The sequence below is a fragment of the Vibrio sp. 2033 genome, from assembly GCF_033339735.1.
The window spans coordinates 1-19693 of sequence record NZ_JAWOVC010000028.1 but is presented as its reverse complement, the minus strand read 5'-3'; the positions used below and the strand labels follow the sequence as shown (position 1 = coordinate 19693).

Sequence of the window (19693 nt, the reverse complement as noted above, 5' to 3'; positions counted from 1 at the left end):
ATTTTGAGGAGAAAACATGGGACCGTTATGGGTTGACGTTGCGGGGTATGAACTGACCGCTGAAGACAAAGAAATCTTGGAGCATCCTACGGTTGGTGGCTTAATTCTATTTGCTCGCAACTATCATGATAGCGAACAGCTTCAAGCACTTACTCAATCCATCCGAAAGGCGGCTAAGCGCCCGTTTTTGATCGGTGTGGATCAAGAAGGCGGCCGAGTGCAGCGCTTTCGTGAAGGTTTCTCATTAATTCCTGCTGCTGATGAGTACGCTAAACATCAAAATGGTGAAGAGCTTGCTCGTATGGGCGGTTGGTTAATGGCAGCAGAGCTGATTGCCCATGATATTGATTTAAGCTTTGCCCCGGTACTTGACCAAGGCCATCAATGTAAAGCGATCGGTAACCGTGCATTCGGTGAAGATGCCGATACCATTCTTCGCTATAGCACTGCTTATATGCAAGGAATGAAGAGTGTTGGCATGGCAACGACAGGCAAACACTTCCCTGGACATGGTGGCGTGATTGCAGACTCACATCTAGAAACACCATACGACGAGCGCAGTGATATTTTTGAACAAGATATGGCGATCTTCAAAGCGCAAATTGATGCCGGTATTTTAGATGCCATGATGCCTGCTCACGTGATTTTCCCACATTATGATGCTCAACCAGCCAGCGGTTCTGAATACTGGTTAAAACAGGTTCTGCGTCAGCAATTGGGTTTTAAAGGTTTGGTTTTTTCGGATGACTTGACCATGGAAGGCGCTGCGATTATGGGCAGCCCAGCCGAGCGAGGTGCTCAAGCATTGAGAGCTGGCTGCGATATGTTGTTAATGTGTAATAAACGAGAAGCGCACGTTGAAGTATTAGACAACTTACCGGTTTCAACCGTGCCACTCGCGGATGCATTACTGAAAAAACAGTCATTTTCTCCAAGCGAACTTAAGCTATCTCAAGAGTGGAAAGCGGCGAGTGAAGCGATGAAACGCTTGACTAGCTAAACCTCTTGTAAAAGATTCAAAACAGCGATGAGAAGCCAAAGTTAATTATGCTTTGGCTTTTTATTTAACTGTAAACTTTAGTTTACACTAAATGTTTTTTATTATGTACGCTTGTTTTTCTTTTTTAGCCTGTTATCTTGTCGTTAAAGCTTAGTTGTCTCACCAAGGGTTTGGTTGGGTGTAAAAATAAATATACAGGTTAGAGTTATGCAGAAAAGTGAGTTGAGCAATATTAATATTATCGAAGAACAGGTTCTTATTACTCCGGAGGAACTAAAAACCAAGCTTCCTTTGAGTGAAAAAGCACGTCGCTTTATTCAAGAGTCTCGTCAAACTATCGCTAATATTATTCACAAGAAGGATCACCGCCTGCTTGTTGTATGCGGTCCATGTTCTATCCACGACGTAGAAGCGGCGAAGGATTACGCAAAGCGCCTTAAAGCACTCTCTGAACAACTAAGTGACCAACTGTATATTGTTATGCGTGTTTACTTTGAGAAGCCACGCACCACGGTCGGCTGGAAAGGCCTGATCAATGACCCACACCTAGACGGCAGTTTCGATATTGAACACGGTCTGCATGTTGGACGCGAACTTCTGGTGGAGTTGGCAGAGATGGAAATCCCGCTCGCGACTGAGGCTCTAGACCCAATTAGCCCACAATACCTGGCGGATACTTTTAGCTGGGCTGCAATCGGCGCACGTACGACGGAGTCACAAACTCACCGTGAAATGGCAAGCGGCCTGTCTATGCCAATCGGTTTTAAGAATGGCACCGATGGCAGTTTGGCAACCGCAATTAACGCGATGCAAGCTGCGTCCTCTAGTCACCGTTTTATGGGAATTAACCGTGAGGGACAAGTCGCACTGTTAACCACCCAGGGCAATGCTAATGGACATGTGATCTTACGTGGCGGTAAGCAAACTAACTACGATTCGGTATCAGTCACTGAGTGTGAGCAAGAGATGGCGAAATCTGGTCTTGATGCTTCATTAATGGTGGATTGCAGTCACGCCAACTCACGTAAAGATTACCGTCGCCAGCCATTAGTCGCGGAGGATGTGATTCATCAAATCCGTGAAGGCAATAAATCTATTATCGGTCTTATGATTGAAAGCCATATCAATGAAGGAAATCAATCTTCTGACTTAGCTCTTGAAGAGATGAAATACGGTGTATCTATCACTGACGCATGTATCAATTGGGATTCAACTGAGGCACTATTACGTCATGCACATGAAGAGCTAGTGCCTTTCTTAGAAAATCGTCTAAAGGCTAATTAATACAGGATTTAAGGAACATCAATGGCAGTTGAACTTAACGCATTACGCGATCAGATTGATGCAGTCGACAAGCAAATGTTGGAGCTATTGGCTCAGCGTTTAGCGCTCGTAGAGAAAGTTGGGGAAGTAAAAAGCGAACATGGTTTGCCAATTTATGCTCCAGACCGCGAAGCGGCGATGTTAGCTTCTCGTCGCGCTGAAGCTGAAAAAATGGGAATTCCTCCACAGCTTATTGAAGATATTCTGCGTCGAACAATGCGTGAGTCTTATGCCAGCGAGAAAGATTCCGGTTTTAAGTGTTTGAACCCTGATTTACGCTCAGTTGTTATTATTGGTGGTAATGGTCAATTGGGTGGCCTGTTTGGGCGTATGTTCAAATTGTCGGGCTACCGGGTCAAAGTTCTCGGCAGTAAAGACTGGGATCATGCGGATGAGATTCTAGACAACGCGGGTTTAGTCGTGGTCACGGTGCCGATTCATCTAACGGAAGGGGTGATCGAAAAACTGGGGAACTTGCCGCAAGACTGCATTCTGTGTGACCTGACTTCTATCAAGTCGAAGCCTCTGCAAGCAATGTTGAATGTGCACCAAGGTCCTGTGGTTGGTTTGCACCCAATGTTTGGCCCAGATGTTCCGAGCCTTGCCAAGCAGGTTATTGTGTACTGTGATGGCCGTGGTCACGAGCATTACCAATGGCTATTGCAACAGTTTGGGATTTGGGGCGCAAGCTTGTGCCAAATCGATGCACAAGAGCACGATCATGGCATGACGTTGATTCAGGCGTTGCGCCACTTCACGTCGTTTGCTTACGGTATGCACCTTAGCAAAGAGAATCCGAACATCGATCAGTTGTTGAAGTTAAGCTCGCCAATCTACCGCCTTGAATTGGCGATGGTGGGACGACTGTTTGGTCAGGATCCGAACTTGTACGGTGATATCATTTTCTCTTCTCAAGAGAATATCGATATGATCAAGCGATTCCATCAGTGTTTAGGTGATGCGGTAGCGATTCTGGATAGCAGAGACAAAGCGCGATTCATCGAAAGCTTTAAGCAGGTGAGTGATTGGTTTGGTACTTATTCTCAACAATTTATGAATGAGAGCCAAAACTTACTCAAACAGGCGAATGATAATATTCATCGCGGCTAATCACGGGTCATTTAGCCGTGCAGAGTCCGAAACAAAAAGAGCAGCGTAAGCTGCTCTTTTTCGTGTTGATGGACAAATCAGTTCGTCGCAGTATTACTCGTATCTTCACTTGATACTGTGTTGATACTGGTATCGCGATAGGGTGAATTGGTTAAATTGACTTGCAGGCGTACAACGTTATCAATCAATTGAACCAAAGGTCCCCATTTCACTTTTTTCTCTTTTTCAAAGACGTCATTGAAGTTTTCTGGCGTCCACTCCATTAAGTATTGAGGGTTGAGTGCTCGTCCGAGGAAGCGTACTTCATAGTGCAAGTGTGGCCCTGTGGAGTTGCCAGAGTTACCGCATTGAGCAATGATGTCGCCTTTACTAACAAACTGACCGCTTTTCACTTTGAAGCGTTGTAGATGAGCAAAGGAGCTCATAAAGCCAAATGAGTGACGAATGGTGACATAGTTACCATAACCACGATTGCTCGGGCGAACGGTTTCCACCACACCGTCAGCCGGTGCCAGGATCTCTTCTCCTCTTTTACAAGTCAGATCGATACCAGTATGAACATGCCTCTTACCTGAAATCGGATTAATACGACTGCCGTAAGAAGAAGAAATACGTTGGTATGTGACTGGGCTGTCATTTGGTATCAAACGGAACATCGTCGCTCGAACAGCAGAATCGATAGCGGCTGCGTCAATTCGCTCCTCTAACCCCATGCTGTTCTCATCGATCATCAACTCTTCGTCTGCGAGACCTAAAACCGATTCAACGTCGAATACCCGTTTGCCCAATAGCTGAATTTGATTGTTTTTGTCCGTCAAAGACTGGGAAAGCGAATGATTGGTATCAAGCTGTTCTTCGTAAAGAGCCGTCACTTCGGCCTTTTCACTTTCCAGTTTGGCGATGATTTGTGTTAGTTCGTCTTTATTGTGCATCTGCTGCTGATTAAGGTACCACGCGCCACCAACGACGGCGGGTAATGCCAATACTGAAGCAAATACTGCTAGGACCGAACTGCGGCCCAAATAGAACTGCTGATCGCCGTCTTTCGTCGGGATCTGCATGATGATTTTTTTAGACATAGTTATTGTTACTTAAATAGGCGTTCATTTATTTTTCTCCTAAAAACCAGAGAGGTGCTCTAACTCTCGATTCAGAAGGTCGTTATTGCCTACATTCAATTCTATAAATCGTTTTAGTTGGCTAATGCTTTCGATGTCTACCTTAGCGATCTTCAACCTAATCTCACACTTAGAGACATTCACAATTTGCGCTTTTAACGTAATCACTTGTTCGGATTGATCAAATGAAAAAGTCACATGGACTGGAAGGGTTGGATCCAAAGCCTCAGTCTCTTCCACTTTCATGAGTAAACCATGCAAGGAAAGATCTTGAATCCTAGCTTCAATTGCCAAGTCACGTTGTTCTATCTTAGCTGGAGCTTGATGGAGAATACGTGAAAAGCGTCGTCTCTCTGTCATATGAATATTCTCGTCAGGTCGTCAAACAGAATTGAATAGTATATCAATACGAACAAAAAGTGTTCGATTGTTGTTTGAAAAGTGTCGAGATCGCTACAGAGTGACGTAAGTGCAATGTCATGTTCTTAACGAACGAGACGGGCTAATGAGCTCTTTTTATAACAAAGAAAACAAAGGCCGCTATGATAGCGGCCTTTGTACAAATTACAATCAAACTTTGTGGGTTGCGATTACTTCGCAATACGCTTGTATTTGATACGGTGTGGTTCTGCGGCTTCAGGACCCAATGTTTTCTTCAACCAATCCATGTACTCTGTGTAGTTACCTTCGTAGAAGTTAACTTGGCCTTCGTCACGGTAGTCAATGATGTGGGTCGCGATACGGTCAAGGAACCAACGGTCGTGCGAGATAACCATTGCACAACCAGGGAACTCTAGTAATGCTTCTTCTAGAGCACGCAGTGTTTCAACGTCAAGGTCGTTGGTTGGTTCGTCGAGTAGCAACACGTTGCCGCCCGCTTTAAGAAGCTTCGCAAGGTGGACACGGTTACGCTCACCACCCGATAGTTCACCAATAATCTTTTGTTGGTCACTGCCTTTAAAGTTAAAGCGTGAACAGTATGCACGAGCTGGGATTTCGAAGTTGTTGATCTTAATGATATCAGCACCTTCAGAGATCTCTTGGAATACGGTTTTAGAATCGTCCATGCTGTCACGGAACTGATCGACAGATGCTAGTTTTACTGTATCGCCCATCTCAATTGTGCCCGAGTCTGGTTGTTCAGTACCACTTAACATCTTGAATAGCGTCGATTTACCTGCGCCGTTAGCACCGATGATACCAACAATTGCACCTTTAGGGATGCTGAATGACAGGTCATCAATTAGAACTCGACCGTCAAATGACTTGGTCAGGTTCTTCACTTCAATAACCTTATCACCTAGACGCTCACCTGGTGGGATAAATAGTTCATTGGTTTCATTACGTTTTTGATGATCAGAGCTTTGCAGTTCTTCAAAGCGAGCCATACGTGCTTTTGACTTCGCTTGACGACCTTTAGGGTTTTTACGTACCCACTCAAGCTCTTTCTCGATAGTCTTTTGGCGAGCACTCTCTTGGGAGGCTTCTTGTTGTAGACGAGCGTCTTTTTGCTCCAGCCATGAGGTGTAGTTGCCTTCCCATGGGATACCTTCACCACGGTCCAGTTCTAAGATCCAGCCCGCAGCGTTATCTAGGAAGTAACGGTCGTGGGTGATGGCTACTACGGTACCTGTGTAATCCACTAAGAAGCGCTCTAGCCAAGCCACTGATTCTGCATCTAGGTGGTTGGTAGGTTCATCAAGCAGTAGCATGTCTGGCTTAGAAAGTAGCAAGCGACAAATAGCCACACGTCGGCGTTCACCACCTGATAGGTGCGCAATTTTTTGGTCCCATTCAGGTAAACGAAGTGCGTTTGCCGCACGCTCAAGCGCATTTTCTAGGTTGTGGCCATCTTTCGCTTGGATAAGGGCTTCTAGCTCGCCTTGCTCTTTTGCAAGTGCGTCGAAGTCTGCATCTGGTTCAGCGTATGCTGCGTAGACTGCGTCCAAACGTTTCAGAGCGTCAGCAACGTCAGCAACCGCTTCTTCAACAACTTCACGAACGGTTTTTGATTCGTCTAATACTGGTTCCTGAGGTAGGTAACCTACGTTTAGACCAGGTTGTGGACGCGCTTCACCGTCGATATCCGTGTCGATACCTGCCATGATACGTAGCAGTGTAGATTTACCTGCACCGTTCAGACCTAAAACACCGATTTTCGCACCAGGGAAGAAGCTCAGAGAGATGTCTTTAAGAATTTGACGCTTAGGTGGCACAATTTTGCTCACCCGCGACATGGTATATACGTATTCAGCCATTGCCGATCGTTCCTAAATTAACTGTCATTCAAACCCATCATTTTATACCAAGTGCTTTGTTTTTGTTACCGCATTGCAAGAATTTCCCTAACGAATGGATTTCTTATTTTGAGCTGACCGGAAACTTACACGGTTAGGGTATACACTTTTGTTATTCGTTAAGAATGACGAAGTGTTTTCTATGCGAGTTAGAAACGCTTTGTCTCCATCGTCTTAAAAGTTTGACGAGTACAATTTTTAATACACTAAGTTGCTTTACATGGACATCTGCATTCTGTGTAAATAGATGCATGTGTGAAAATTGCCTTAACATCACATGAACTCTAACAAAACTAGGCTTTAGGGCAGTATATGTCTGGGGAAAATGACACAAATGAGATTCAACGTATCTGAATTGGCTAAAAACGTATGCTGCGCCGCCGCGTTGTGTGCTATGAGTTTGAGTGCTAATGCCGCGCTGAGTTTGGAAAAGCAGCGCGAAGTATATGAGCAAGCTCAAGATTTATTAGATAAAAATGACATCGACGGATACCTTTCGATTCGTCCTAAAATTTCTGACTATCCACTAACGCCTTATGTGGATTACCGCACTTTTATTAGACAGTTACCGGAAAAGTCACCACAACAGGTGAACGAGTTTATTTCTGAGCACGAGTCTTTTCCATTTTCTCGTCGAGTTCGCGCTCCATACCTCAATCATCTTTATAAGCAAAAAGATTGGAAAACCATTACTGAGTTTCAAAAAGTCATTCCTAGTGGTGAGCGTTACCAATGTATTTTCTACGTCGCTCAATTAAAGCAAGGCAAGAAAGTCGCGGCGTTTAAAGGGGCTGAACATATGTGGTTACGTGGCATCAGCATTGCTTATGAGTGTGACCCATTATTTGAAGCATGGGACAAGGCGGGTGAGCGTACCGATGAACTGATTCTACAGCGTATGTTACTGGCGTTTGATGCTCGTAATGGCGGTTTGATGAGTTACTTGCTCAAACTGCCTAAATCAGCGCAGGCAAAGCAACAAGCCAAAGAAATGAAAGCGTTGTTTGATAATCCTTCAAGTGTTGCGGAATTCGCGAAGAAAAAACCTGCGAATGATTTTAATCGAGCGCAAAGTGAATATGCGTTAGAAAAGTTGGCTCGCATGAACACTAGCCAAGCACAAGGTGCGTACGATGCTGTCATTAAAGGACAGAAGTTTTCTCCAGAAAAAGCGCAAGAACTTGCCGACTATATTGCATTTCGATTGACTCGTACGGAATCTGAGTCATTAGCTAAATGGCGCGATGATAAAACGAAAACCAGTCAGTACTTACCGTTGATTGAAACGCGCATCCGCTTAGCGATTCAAAATGCAGATTGGAAAGGCGTACAAGAGTGGATTGCTGTTCTAAATAAAGAAGAACAAGCCACGCTACGCTGGCAATATTGGCTTGGAAGAAGTGAAATAGCGTTAGGTGATGACATCGCGGGGAAACAGCGTTTAGCAACTCTGCTTGGGCAACGAAACTTCTACAGTGTGGCTGCCGCCAATGCAATCGGGCAATCAATCAAATACCCAACGCATACGGTTAAGTTGGATAAGAAAGTTGTTCAACCCTATCAAGACTCGTTAGCTCGTATCGAAGAGTTGATCGCGACGGATAAAATCGCAGCAGCGAAGAGTGAATGGGCACACTTACTGCGCCGCGTAGGGAAAGATGAAAAGGCGATGTTGGCGGCTTATGCATCATTTAAACGTTGGCATCACCTAACGGTGACCGCGAGTATTCAAGCGCAGATGTGGGATAATATCGAACTTAGGTTCCCAATAGCACACCGCTGGTGGTTTAACTTTTATGCGAAAAAGCACAACATTGATCCCGTCACGATGATGTCTCTCGCTCGACAGGAAAGTGCGTTAGATGTTGAAGCCCGCTCTCCAGTTGGCGCTCGTGGTCTTATGCAGATCATGCCTGCGACGGCGAAGTACACGGCACGTAAATATAAGTTGAGTTATCAAGGTACGCAGGATCTCTACAATGTAGGAAAAAATATCGAAATTGGTAGCCATTATTTGCAAGGTTTATTAGAGGATTACGATAATAATCGTATTTTTGCTCTTGCTGCTTATAATGCAGGTCCTAACAGAGTAAAAACGTGGCGAGAGCGTACCCAAGGAAAAGTGGATGCTTATGCCTTTATTGAGGCAATTCCATTTAAAGAGACGCGCGGTTATGTGCAAAACATCTTGATGTTTGAAACATACTATCGTGATCTTTTGGGTATCGATGGCGCGTTCTTGAATCAACATGAGATCAATACCAAGTATTGAGTGAGGTAACTTGATGTCGCACGAACCCGAGTACAAAGACTGGCAACAGATTATTGAGCTAATTCGAACAAGTATGGGCACCCAGCAAGATGACATGCTGTTAACTATGCTGATGTCACGTGATGAGAGAGAGTCATTAATATCACGCGTTAATATAATTAACGAACTTCTTAAAGGAGAATTATCTCAACGTCAGATCAGTCAGATGCTTGGTGTGGGCATTGCCACCATTACTCGAGGCTCTAACGAACTAAAGTCGAAATCTGATGAAGAAAAAGACAAGTTGAAAGTCTTGTTAGAACAAGTTGCGGTATCTAAGTAGACAGTATATCCAATTTGCTTTTAGGCCTTGGTGTTACAAGTGACTAAGATAACGTATTACAAAGGGCGGAAATATCCGCCCTTTTTGCGTATCTAGAGACTAGGCTGAGTGTTATAAATTTGAAGGAAAGTGCTCAGGGTTTGTGAATGGAATTAAAGCCAGAATCAAGGCTTGGTGATAGACTGAGCTTCGAGTTAGCTGGTTTTGGGTTAGCAGGCTAATAGCGCCACCTTTCTGTTTGATGTTATCAGTACCAAACACTTCGTCCATTACATCTCCCAACTCATTCGCATCCTTGAGTTTTTCCAAGACTTTTGGCGGCAACATTAAGCTTGCAGAACGAGATTCACCGCGGTGAGTCTCTGATTCAACCACCATCCAAGCAAACGTCACGTTTGCTTCAATTCCCGCTTCGAGACCGACATAGTAATCCGCGTTTGGCATCTCTACTTTTGCGTTTTTAACGCGGTTTAGCGCACCACGATGAGTTTCTTCATTCGTCATGGGCTGATCTGCGACCTCACTCGGTACACTGATGCCAACGAAGTTGAACTCTTGATGCGGAAATGCATTACGAAATGCACTTTGAACTGCATTAATTTTGGCTGGGTTTAGCGATGCGATTACGACTTTTTGGGTTGCCATGATCTTTTTACTCACTGGTGTCTATTAACTCAATTTTACTTGCGTAGGCTTTACGTTCTCACTCGGGTAACAGCCTAATACTTTCAAGTGCTTAGTGATTTTTGTTAGCTCTTCAAGTGCCTGTTGCATTTCTGTCGAAGCAAGATGTGATGTCAAGTCTACGTAGAACATCTCTTCCCACGGGTTCCCCATAATTGGGCGTGATTCTAGCTTGGTCATATTGATGCCGTAACGTTGCAGCACTAATAGTGTTTCAACCAATGAGCCTGCCTCTTGGGAGGTCGACATGATCAATGTGGTTTTTGCTGGAATCTGAGTAGAAACTTCAACCGGTTTACGAGCAACCACGATAAAGCGAGTATGGTTTTCGGTTTGGTTTGCGATGTTGCCTTGAATTGCTTGCAAGCCATATAGCTTACCGCTTGATGCATTACCAATTGCAGCTACATCATCACGATCCATCTCTTGGACTTTCTGCATTGCATCTGCTGTGCTCGCGCAGGACTCCAGCTTTACTCCTTTCATACGGCTTAAAAACTCACTGCACTGTTGGTGTGGCTGAGGGTGTGAATACAGCGTTTTAATATCTTCCAGACGAATGTCTTTTTTCGCAACCAAGCAGTGTTCGATTGGTTGAGTTAGCTCTCCAACGATGTAAAGCGTCGTGTGTTGTAGTAAGTCATACACTTCATTAATAGAGCCTGAGCTGGTGTTTTCGATTGGCAGAACGCCATAATCAGCATGGCCAGATTCAACCGTTTGAGTCACTTCTTTAAAGTGCTCGCAGTTGAGCTCGATAAGCTCCGTATTTTTACGACTGAAGTATTCGCGACTTGCCAAGTGCGAATAAGAGCCTTTGGCTCCTAAAAAAGCGACGCGAGCAAGTGGCTTACGGCTTTGCTGTGGGTTAACGAGATTTTGCAGATAACTTTGTTGAAGCAGAACTGAGTCTTCAATGATGGTATGGAAAAGTTTGGTGATGTACTGCGCGTCAAGTTCGTATTTATCTTGGCCATTAGAAATCAGCTTGACCAATAATTGCTGTTCACGGACGGCGTCGCGAACAGGCTTTGAGGTTTGTACTTTGCTTTTGGCTACTTCAATGCTGAGTTTACGGCGCTCAGACAATAAGCTGAGAAGTTGGTCATCCAACTCATTCAAGCGTAAACGAATTTCTTCGAGGGAAATAGGTTGGTCAGTCATCAATTCTTTCCTTATAAAAAAGCCTCCCGATTTGGGAGGCTTTCTGTTTGTTTTTGACTTTTCTTTCACAAACGAGTTCGCCCCTCCAACTATGGGAGGAAAAAGAAGTCAAAAATAAACAGTGAGGTTAAATGCATAAATAGTGCTTAATTTATGAGTGTTTAAACACAATAAGCAAGGCTGGGGAGAGCGTCAAGCAAAAAAATAGCGCCTTTCGGCGCTATTTCCTCAATCTGTTCAGTTTACTCTTCTTCTTCCACTAGCTCAGGCTTACTTGCACGTCGAGCTTCAGGTTTGTGGGTCAGCTTGTTCAATTGTCGTTCTAGTTTTTGCTCCACTTCGTTGATAGCTGCGTAAAGATCTTCGTGAGTTGCTGAGGCAATGAGCTGGCCTTTAGGAACTTTGATAACCGCTTCGAATTTCTTCTGTTTGTTTGGTTCCTCACTGAAAGTTGCTTGGCAACCAATTAGGTCTACTTGCCATTTCTCCAGTTTTTTAAATTTGCTCTCAATATGAGCTCGGATTGCAGAGGTGATTTCGATGTTTTTGCCAGTGATATTCATTGTCATAAGTGTTTTTCCTCTGTTGCATCCCTCATGGGTTGAGTTCAGATTACCGCTTTAAGCATAAAAAAATGTGATTCAGATCATTATTTTGCTCGGGTTTTTTATGATGAAAAATGAATGTGATCTCACTCAAGAACTTCTGAGATTTATCGTGAAATTGCTTGTTATCGGTTAGTAAATCCGTAGATTGGATAGAGTACTCAGCTGAAAACGGCCTCGTTTTTAGGGAAGTTTTACGGCCTAATATTTGAGGTGGTTAAAATTTAACTACACGTAAGGTGTGATGACGATCACTGAGTCTCTCCAATGAATCCATTTAAAAAGCCGCTTACTGTACAAGCGGCTTTTTACTGTCTGGCATTTGGCTGACTTTTCGTAGCGGTATCATGAAAATGGGGTCTTTTGGGGCTAGTGAAACCCTTTCTAGACTTTTGACTTGGTCCAAACTTTCTAGTTGTTTGTATATTATGTAGTAGCGATTAATGCTTGTGACGTACCCAACCGTTGAGCTTAAACTTTTCCGCATAACGACTTCAACGTTATTAAACCAAACATTAGGATCGTAACCTTGTTGGGCTGCACGCTTACGAATACGCTCTACATTGCCGGGGCCCGCATTGTAAGCCGCCAATGTAAAGTAGAGTTTATTTTGTGCAGTAATATCAGGATCACTGAAGTACTGCTTACGCAAAAAAGCTAAGTATTTCACTCCAGCATGAATGTTGTTTTCTAATTGTCGAACATTTTTGATATTGATATTCGGATCTTGAGCGGTGCTAGGTAGGACTTGCATTATGCCAACGGCACCTCGACTTCCAACTAGGTCGTTATTAAATCCTGATTCCTTGTAAGCGATTGCAGCGATCAGTAAATAGTCGATATCGTATTTCTCACCATAGCGTGAAAATAGCGCCGCGAGTTTTTCTAGTTGAGCAATTTTCTTAGGGTTAAGAGCTCTGTTCAACCATCCCGTATTATCGATGTATTTACCGTAAATAACGTTACCGAGTAGTGTCCCAGAGCGAGACTTCTGGATGAACTTATTCACGACGGCTTTTAATTTGGGACTATTTTCTCGCATTGCCCAAGCAATTTTGCCATTTTTGCGGATAGGGATTTTTTTGTGAACCCGAATATCATCCATCACTTTCAGCCAAAGCTTGGCTTTATGGCTATCGAGAACAATGGCTTTGACGTAACCATTGTTGAGCATTCCGACCAGCTCATAATCTTGAAGTGTTTCTTCAATAAAGTGCACGATAACAGGCGGTAAGCCTTTTTTGTTTAGTTTCTTATTTAGTGTCTGAATGCTTTCAAAGTAGCTAGAACTGGCGCGCACCCAAATCTCTTTGCCGCTCAATTGTTCGATTTTCGTCATCGTTGGTGTGCTTTTGTTTGTCACTACCCACTCTTGAATACCAGTGAGGATGGGTGAACTGAACTCCACTTTCTGTTTGCGCGTGTCGGTAATAGTCAGGTTGGCGACAACTAAGTCACCTGAACCGTTTTCTAAGGCTGGCAGTAGCTGGTCGCGAGCAACAGGAATAATTTGTACGTTAAGCTTTGGTTTGAGTTTACGAAGGTCTTTTTCGAAATGCGCCAGCAATTCCGCGCCTATGCCTTTTGGTGTGCCGCCCTCAATGTAGTAAAAGCCTAAATCAGCAGAAACTAAGACGCGCAGTACATTCTTCTCCTTGATGACGTCGAGGTCCCCAGTATAAGGAGGCTGTTTGAGCGGCGAGATTTGCAGTGCGCAAACGGAAGCAGACAATAGGAGCAGCATAACTGCGCAAAGCTTAGATATCGTCACGTTCACATCCTTTTTATAAAGGGGGGAGGAGAACTTTAAGCATATGTGGAGCTAGGAAGATCATCAAGAAAGGGCTGAATACACTATTGAGAGTAATAAAAAACCGCCACGGTAAAAACGGTGGCGGTTCAGTTTAAAGCAAGTTCAATTACTTCACAGGGTTGAGCTCGATAAGCTTTTCGGTTCTTGCTACGGCGTCTTCCAAACCAAGTTGCTTGTAGGCCTCTAGCTGGATAGTCAGTGACTTACGTGCAGCTTCTGTGTCTGGATACGCTTTTTGTAGCTCTTGGCTGCGATTAATAGCAGCGACCCAAGCTTCACGGCGAAGGTAGAAGTCAGCAGTCGCTAAATCATAGTTCGCTAGACGGTTTTTCAGCGCAACCATACGTTTTTGTGAATCTTCTGCATATGGGCTATTCGGGTAGCGTTGAAGTAGTTTTTTGAAGTCATCAAACGCTTTTTTTACCGGTTCAGGATCGCGATCGCTTCGATCTACGCTGAATAAATCATGCATAAAGTTACGATCTTGCGCCATGTGGCTTAGACCTCGCATGTACAGCACCCAATCCATCTTTTCATGGGTTGGGTTTAAACGCATAAAGCGAGAAATGGTTGCCAAGCCCAAAGCAAGGTCGTCGTTTTTGTAGTACGCATAGATTAGGTCAAGCTGCACCTGTTCTGAGTAGGCACCGAATGGGTAACGTGAGTCTAATGCTTCCAGTTTCTCAATTGCAGAAAGCCAATTACCACTTTGAAGAGAAATCTGTGCGTCTGCATACAGTTCCGAAGGCGGCACATCAGGAACGATTTCTTCTTTGCTTGCACATCCAAACAGAAGGGATACCGCTAAAAGGCCTGTTAAAGTCTGACGTTTCATATCAGGAGTCTGTTCCTTGAATCTAAATATTTCTTAAGCTGCCGTTACTTTCTTTCCAGTAACAGATACAATGACGTAATAGTCTATTTTTTCACAGTCGTGAGCATTAGTCTCACAGTTTTTAAAAAAGTTCGATATGGCTCAGCAGATTGTATTAACAAATACCGTAAAAGATAGCCAGTTAGGTCAACGTTTAGACCAAGCTATCGCCGAATTATTCGCGGACTTCTCTCGCTCGCGCCTAAAAGAGTGGCTGCTTGATGGGAAAGTTCAAGTTGATGGTGAAGTTGTCACTAAACCTCGTACCAAAGTAATGGGTGGCGAGGAAATTACATTGCAAGCCGAGTTAGAAGATGAAGAACGCTGGGAAGCGCAAGATATCCCGCTAGATATCGTCTATGAAGATGAAGATATTATCGTTATCAACAAACCTCGTGACTTTGTGGTTCATCCGGGCGCTGGTACGCCTGATGGCACTGTACTTAATGCGTTGTTGCATCATTACCCTGATATTGCAGAAGTACCTCGTGCAGGTATCGTGCACCGTTTGGATAAAGACACAACGGGTTTGATGGTGGTGGCGAAAACCGTTCCTGCACAAACTCGTCTGGTTCGCGCACTGCAAAAACGTAATATTACTCGTGAGTACGAAGCGATCGCTATTGGTCGTATGACTGCGGGCGGTAAAGTGGATCAACCTATTGGTCGTCACTCTACTAAGCGCACGCTTATGGCGGTAGCACCAATGGGCAAACCAGCAGTAACGCACTACCGTGTTGCTGAACGCTTCCGCGAACACACGCGTATTCGCTTGCGTCTAGAAACGGGTCGTACGCACCAGATTCGTGTGCACATGTCTTATCTTCAGCATCCGCTGCTCGGTGATATTGCATATGGTGGACGTGCTCGCATCCCGACAGGTGCGTCTGAAGAGCTAACGGCAATGATCCGGGGCTTCGATCGCCAAGCATTGCACGCAGTAATGCTGCGCTTTGAGCACCCAATTACGGGCGAAGTTCTTGAGTTTCATGCTCCAGTGCCTGATGACATGGTTGTGATGACTGAAGCGCTTCGTCAAGATACAGAAGAGCACGGCTTACCGGAAGAATTCTAATATGAAGACGATCATTCCGAATTGGCCAGCGCCTAAAAATGTCAAAGCTTTCGCCTCAACACGCATAGGCGGATTTTCGACAGGCCCTTACCAAGGGCTAAATTTAGGTACTCACGTTGGGGATGATTTGTCTTTAGTAGAGAAGAACCGAGCTTGGTTGGCGCAACAGGCAAGCATGCCAAATGCGCCAATCTGGTTAAACCAAACGCATTCAACCGTTGTGGCTCAAGCAAATGAACCAACAACACAGGTGCTTGATGCGGATGGTGTATTTACTTCTTCAAGCCATGTTGTTTGTTCAGCGATGACCGCCGATTGTTTACCTGTATTATTGACTAATACACAAGGTACGCAAGTAGCCGCTGTTCACGCAGGTTGGCGCGGCTTAGCAAATGGCATTGTCGAAAATGCGTTAGCGTTGTTTTCTGGTGAAGTGATAGCGTGGCTTGGCCCTGCCATTGGCCCTCAAGCCTTCGAAGTGGGTGAAGATGTTCTGCAAGCTTTTGTTGATTTTGATTCACAGGCGAATCAAGCATTTGCTCCACGCGATATCGACGGTAAATGGTTTGCTGACATGTCGGTGCTGGCAACGCAACGTCTAAACCGGGCTGGTGTGACACAAGTGTTTGATTCTGGACTTTGTACTTACCAAGATAAAGCCTCTTTTTACTCTTATCGCCGTGATGGTAAGACTGGTCGACAAGCAACCTTTATTTGGATCGAAGACTAGCTATAAGCACCAAAGTGCTAAGATGCATACTACTATTTTTGCAAAGCTATCTTTATTCATTCACTCCCTTGAAATTCCCCACCCGAGTATCCATCTTTCTAACTGTCAAAAGAATTTCCTTTAGTTGAGGTTAGGAAGGTAGATATGCGTCTTGATCGATTCACAAGTAAGTTTCAAATCGCTATCTCTGATGCTCAATCACTAGCGTTAGGGCGCGATCATCAATATATCGAGCCAGTTCACCTCATGGTGGCTTTGCTTGATCAAAATGGCAGTCCAATTCGTCCATTGCTTACTATGCTGGATGTGGACGTAACGCATTTACGCTCTAAATTGAGTGAAATGTTAGATCGATTACCAAAAGTCAGTGGCATCGGTGGGGATGTTCAGCTCTCTAGCTCGATGGGCACATTGTTTAACCTGTGTGACAAAGTGGCGCAAAAGCGTCAAGACTCCTATATCTCGTCTGAAGTCTTCCTGCTCGCCGCTTTAGAAGATCGCGGACCATTGGGGCAATTGCTCAAAGAGATCGGCTTAACAGAGCAAAAAGTCAGCCAGGCAATCGAAAAGATCAGAGGTGGTCAAAAGGTCAATGATCCGAATGCAGAAGAGCTTCGTCAAGCATTGGAAAAGTTCACCATAGACCTTACCGAACGTGCAGAGCAAGGTAAATTGGATCCGGTTATCGGCCGTGATGATGAAATCCGTCGTACTATCCAGGTATTGCAGCGTCGTACTAAAAACAACCCTGTGATTATCGGTGAACCAGGCGTAGGTAAGACAGCAATTGTTGAAGGCTTAGCGCAGCGCATAGTTAACAACGAAGTACCTGAAGGTCTGCGTGGTCGCCGTGTGCTGTCATTAGACATGGGCGCACTGGTTGCTGGTGCTAAGTACCGTGGTGAATTTGAAGAGCGTTTAAAATCAGTATTGAATGAACTTGCTAAAGAAGAAGGCAACGTCATCCTCTTCATTGATGAACTACACACTATGGTCGGTGCTGGTAAAGGTGAAGGCTCAATGGATGCGGGCAACATGCTAAAACCGGCATTAGCTCGTGGTGAGCTGCACTGTGTTGGCGCAACAACATTGGATGAATATCGTCAGTACATCGAAAAAGATGCAGCATTAGAACGTCGTTTCCAAAAAGTGCTGGTGGATGAGCCGACCGTTGAGGATACCGTGGCGATTTTACGTGGCTTGAAGGAGCGTTATGAGCTTCATCATCACGTCGAAATTACTGACCCAGCGATTGTTGCTGCGGCGAGCTTGTCACATCGCTATGTCTCCGACCGTCAGTTGCCGGATAAAGCGATCGACTTAATCGACGAAGCGGCTTCAAGCATTCGTTTACAAATTGACTCTAAGCCAGAGTCCTTGGATAAGCTTGAGCGTAAAATTATCCAACTCAAAATTGAGCAACAAGCACTAAGTAACGAGCACGATGAAGCGAGTGAAAAGCGTTTGAAAGCGCTTAATGAAGAACTCAATGAAAAAGAGCGAGAGTATGCTGAGCTAGAAGAGGTTTGGAATACAGAAAAAGCAGCTCTTTCTGGTACTCAACATATTAAGTCTGAGCTTGAACAAGCTCGTATGGACATGGAGTTTGCTCGCCGTGCTGGCGATCTAAACCGTATGTCGGAGCTTCAATATGGTCGTATTCCTGAACTTGAGAAGCAGTTAGATCTTGCAACCCAAGCTGAAATGCAGGAAATGACGCTATTGCGTAATAAAGTAACCGACAACGAGATTGCAGAAGTACTTTCTAAGCAAACCGGTATTCCGGTATCCAAGATGCTAGAAGCGGAAAAAGAGAAACTACTTCGCATGGAAGACGTGCTGCATAATCGTGTAGTAGGTCAAAGCGAAGCGGTCTCTGTTGTATCGAATGCCATTCGTCGTAGTCGAGCTGGGCTTTCTGATCCAAACCGACCAATTGGCTCCTTCTTATTCTTAGGTCCAACTGGTGTGGGTAAAACAGAGCTTTGTAAGACACTTGCGAGCTTTATGTTCGACAGTGAAGATGCGATGGTCCGTATCGATATGTCTGAGTTCATGGAGAAACACTCAGTGGCAAGGTTGGTTGGTGCACCTCCAGGCTATGTCGGGTATGAAGAGGGTGGTTACTTAACTGAAGCGGTTCGTCGCAAGCCGTATTCGGTAATTTTGTTAGACGAAGTAGAGAAAGCGCATCCGGATGTATTTAACATTCTGCTGCAAGTTCTCGATGATGGGCGTTTAACGGATGGTCAAGGTCGTACTGTTGACTTCCGTAATACGGTTGTGATCATGACATCTAACTTGGGTTCATCTCGTATCCAAGAGAATTTCGCAACATTAGACTATCAAGGTATCAAGAGTGAAGTGATGGATGTGGTTAGCAAACACTTCCGCCCAGAGTTCTTGAACCGTGTTGACGAAATCGTGGTGTTCCATCCACTTGGTCAAGAGCACATTAAGTCCATTGCTTCTATTCAATTGGAACGTTTGGCGAAACGACTAGAGGAAAAAGGCTATCAACTAGAAGTTTCCGACAAAGCGCTCGATTTGATCGCTCAAGTTGGTTTCGATCCTGTGTATGGTGCGCGTCCTTTAAAACGTGCAATTCAGCAGAATGTCGAGAACCCGTTAGCCAAATCAATTCTTTCTGGTGAAATCGTTCCAGACAAGACAGTGCAGCTAATTGTTACTAATGACCAAATTTGTGCTCATCAATAATTGTATGGATACAGTAAAATTGAGATAAAAATCACACTAAAGGGGCCGTTTGGCCCCTTTTCTGTAGTTTTTTAGAGTCTTTTGTCTGTTTTCTATACGAATAAACTAAAAAGGTGAGTTTTTTTAAAAAATGCACTTGTGTTCTTTAATGAACTCCCTATAATGCGCCTCCGTTGTCACGGGAAAGCAAGTGAAGCGGAACCTAAACAACTACGGTTAGTGAGTTAAAATTAACTCGCAGATAAATAACTTAAAAAAGTGTTTGACACGATAAGTTATCTAGCTAAAATAGCCGTCCACTTTGAAGGTAACTTCGAAGTGTGCTCTTTAAAAATATAGACCTATCAATCTGTGTGGGCACTCGTTGATGATAATCCAATTAGAAGCTTCGGCTTAAAATTAGGTTTCAATGATACGAAGTGACCATTCGAATTGGGAAGCAGCCTTGAGCTGTTTTGTTTTACTTTTCAAAAGTGAAAACCAATAAGAGCACAGTCAATTCAAACATTACTTATGTAATGTTCAGTATTCATTGAGCCGAACAAAATCTTAAATTGAAGAGTTTGATCATGGCTCAGATTGAACGCT

Annotated in this window: 16 protein-coding genes and 1 other annotated feature; of the genes, 8 read left to right on the top strand and 8 right to left on the bottom strand. The window is 44.3% G+C overall.

Annotation, left to right across the window (positions count from 1 at the left end; genetic code table 11):
* The first annotated feature begins 16 nt into the window (after nucleotides 1-16).
* From nagZ to tyrA, 3 genes are all read left to right on the top strand, one after another.
* Complete coding sequence (gene nagZ, locus R7P74_RS22310; protein ID WP_064369000.1) at nucleotides 17-1000, top strand: beta-N-acetylhexosaminidase; 984 nt, start codon at nucleotides 17-19, stop codon at nucleotides 998-1000.
* Between the two features lie 207 nt (nucleotides 1001-1207).
* On the top strand, nucleotides 1208-2284 hold the full coding sequence (locus tag R7P74_RS22305) for a 3-deoxy-7-phosphoheptulonate synthase (RefSeq protein ID WP_005381904.1): 1077 nt from the start codon (nucleotides 1208-1210) through the stop codon (nucleotides 2282-2284).
* A gap of 21 nt (nucleotides 2285-2305) precedes the next feature.
* A complete protein-coding gene (tyrA, locus tag R7P74_RS22300) occupies nucleotides 2306-3433 on the top strand; it encodes a bifunctional chorismate mutase/prephenate dehydrogenase (RefSeq protein ID WP_138938943.1) in 1128 nt (375 codons plus the stop codon).
* A gap of 77 nt (nucleotides 3434-3510) precedes the next feature.
* On the opposite strand, the gene R7P74_RS22295 is transcribed toward tyrA, so the two are convergent.
* The 3 genes from R7P74_RS22295 to ettA all read right to left on the bottom strand — a co-directional run bounded on the left by R7P74_RS22295 (nucleotide 3511) and on the right by ettA (nucleotide 6809).
* A complete protein-coding gene (locus R7P74_RS22295) occupies nucleotides 3511-4512 on the bottom strand; it encodes a M23 family metallopeptidase (protein WP_005381900.1) in 1002 nt (333 codons plus the stop codon).
* Nucleotides 4513-4551: 39 nt separating this feature from the next.
* The gene (locus tag R7P74_RS22290; protein WP_031781006.1) at nucleotides 4552-4911 is read right to left on the bottom strand and encodes a PilZ domain-containing protein; all 360 of its coding nucleotides are present in this window, start codon (nucleotides 4909-4911) and stop codon (nucleotides 4552-4554) included.
* A 230-nt stretch (nucleotides 4912-5141) separates the two neighbouring features.
* A complete protein-coding gene (gene ettA, locus R7P74_RS22285) occupies nucleotides 5142-6809 on the bottom strand; it encodes an energy-dependent translational throttle protein EttA (RefSeq protein WP_005381894.1) in 1668 nt (555 codons plus the stop codon).
* 364 nt (nucleotides 6810-7173) lie between these two features.
* On the opposite strand from ettA, the gene sltY reads away from it, so the two are divergent.
* Both sltY and trpR read left to right on the top strand, forming a co-directional pair.
* Nucleotides 7174-9120, top strand: coding sequence for a murein transglycosylase (gene sltY, locus R7P74_RS22280; protein ID WP_406707385.1), 1947 nt, complete (start codon nucleotides 7174-7176; stop codon nucleotides 9118-9120).
* Between the two features lie 13 nt (nucleotides 9121-9133).
* The gene (gene trpR / locus R7P74_RS22275; protein ID WP_005381892.1) at nucleotides 9134-9442 is read left to right on the top strand and encodes a trp operon repressor; all 309 of its coding nucleotides are present in this window, start codon (nucleotides 9134-9136) and stop codon (nucleotides 9440-9442) included.
* Nucleotides 9443-9553: 111 nt separating this feature from the next.
* On the opposite strand, the gene yjjX is transcribed toward trpR, so the two are convergent.
* The 5 genes from yjjX to bamD form a co-directional block, all read right to left on the bottom strand.
* Complete coding sequence (yjjX, locus tag R7P74_RS22270) at nucleotides 9554-10087, bottom strand: inosine/xanthosine triphosphatase (protein WP_005381891.1); 534 nt, start codon at nucleotides 10085-10087, stop codon at nucleotides 9554-9556.
* 24 nt (nucleotides 10088-10111) lie between these two features.
* Nucleotides 10112-11290 (bottom strand): prephenate dehydratase, encoded by a 1179-nt coding sequence (gene pheA, locus R7P74_RS22265; RefSeq protein WP_017636154.1) that lies wholly within the window; start codon nucleotides 11288-11290, stop codon nucleotides 10112-10114.
* A gap of 12 nt (nucleotides 11291-11302) precedes the next feature.
* Nucleotides 11303-11424: a sequence feature (Phe leader region), on the bottom strand.
* A 108-nt stretch (nucleotides 11425-11532) separates the two neighbouring features.
* Complete coding sequence (gene hpf / locus R7P74_RS22260) at nucleotides 11533-11859, bottom strand: ribosome hibernation-promoting factor, HPF/YfiA family (RefSeq protein WP_005381889.1); 327 nt, start codon at nucleotides 11857-11859, stop codon at nucleotides 11533-11535.
* Between the two features lie 325 nt (nucleotides 11860-12184).
* Nucleotides 12185-13666 (bottom strand): lytic transglycosylase F, encoded by a 1482-nt coding sequence (locus tag R7P74_RS22255; protein WP_309474001.1) that lies wholly within the window; start codon nucleotides 13664-13666, stop codon nucleotides 12185-12187.
* A gap of 148 nt (nucleotides 13667-13814) precedes the next feature.
* Nucleotides 13815-14543 (bottom strand): outer membrane protein assembly factor BamD, encoded by a 729-nt coding sequence (gene bamD / locus R7P74_RS22250; protein ID WP_005381876.1) that lies wholly within the window; start codon nucleotides 14541-14543, stop codon nucleotides 13815-13817.
* Nucleotides 14544-14679: 136 nt separating this feature from the next.
* Here bamD and rluD point away from each other — a divergent pair, with 136 nt between their 5' ends.
* From rluD to clpB, 3 genes are all read left to right on the top strand, one after another.
* The gene (gene rluD / locus R7P74_RS22245; protein WP_005381875.1) at nucleotides 14680-15657 is read left to right on the top strand and encodes a 23S rRNA pseudouridine(1911/1915/1917) synthase RluD; all 978 of its coding nucleotides are present in this window, start codon (nucleotides 14680-14682) and stop codon (nucleotides 15655-15657) included.
* A gap of 1 nt (nucleotide 15658) precedes the next feature.
* Nucleotides 15659-16387: a peptidoglycan editing factor PgeF gene (gene pgeF, locus R7P74_RS22240; RefSeq protein WP_005381874.1), complete on the top strand. Its 729-nt coding sequence runs from the start codon at nucleotides 15659-15661 to the stop codon at nucleotides 16385-16387.
* Between the two features lie 144 nt (nucleotides 16388-16531).
* Nucleotides 16532-19105 (top strand): ATP-dependent chaperone ClpB, encoded by a 2574-nt coding sequence (gene clpB / locus R7P74_RS22235; RefSeq protein WP_005381873.1) that lies wholly within the window; start codon nucleotides 16532-16534, stop codon nucleotides 19103-19105.
* Nucleotides 19106-19693 lie beyond the last annotated feature (588 nt).

Coding starts and splice junctions, on each gene's coding strand:
- pheA (WP_017636154.1), bottom strand. CDS start 11,290: ATGACTGACCAACCTATTTCCCTCGAAGAAATTCGTTTACGCTTGAAT.
- nagZ (WP_064369000.1), top strand. CDS start 17: ATGGGACCGTTATGGGTTGACGTTGCGGGGTATGAACTGACCGCTGAA.
- hpf (WP_005381889.1), bottom strand. CDS start 11,859: ATGACAATGAATATCACTGGCAAAAACATCGAAATCACCTCTGCAATC.
- tyrA (WP_138938943.1), top strand. CDS start 2,306: ATGGCAGTTGAACTTAACGCATTACGCGATCAGATTGATGCAGTCGAC.
- R7P74_RS22295 (WP_005381900.1), bottom strand. CDS start 4,512: ATGTCTAAAAAAATCATCATGCAGATCCCGACGAAAGACGGCGATCAG.
- rluD (WP_005381875.1), top strand. CDS start 14,680: ATGGCTCAGCAGATTGTATTAACAAATACCGTAAAAGATAGCCAGTTA.
- clpB (WP_005381873.1), top strand. CDS start 16,532: ATGCGTCTTGATCGATTCACAAGTAAGTTTCAAATCGCTATCTCTGAT.
- ettA (WP_005381894.1), bottom strand. CDS start 6,809: ATGGCTGAATACGTATATACCATGTCGCGGGTGAGCAAAATTGTGCCA.
- R7P74_RS22305 (WP_005381904.1), top strand. CDS start 1,208: ATGCAGAAAAGTGAGTTGAGCAATATTAATATTATCGAAGAACAGGTT.
- bamD (WP_005381876.1), bottom strand. CDS start 14,543: ATGAAACGTCAGACTTTAACAGGCCTTTTAGCGGTATCCCTTCTGTTT.
- sltY (WP_406707385.1), top strand. CDS start 7,174: ATGACACAAATGAGATTCAACGTATCTGAATTGGCTAAAAACGTATGC.
- trpR (WP_005381892.1), top strand. CDS start 9,134: ATGTCGCACGAACCCGAGTACAAAGACTGGCAACAGATTATTGAGCTA.
- pgeF (WP_005381874.1), top strand. CDS start 15,659: ATGAAGACGATCATTCCGAATTGGCCAGCGCCTAAAAATGTCAAAGCT.
- R7P74_RS22290 (WP_031781006.1), bottom strand. CDS start 4,911: ATGACAGAGAGACGACGCTTTTCACGTATTCTCCATCAAGCTCCAGCT.
- yjjX (WP_005381891.1), bottom strand. CDS start 10,087: ATGGCAACCCAAAAAGTCGTAATCGCATCGCTAAACCCAGCCAAAATT.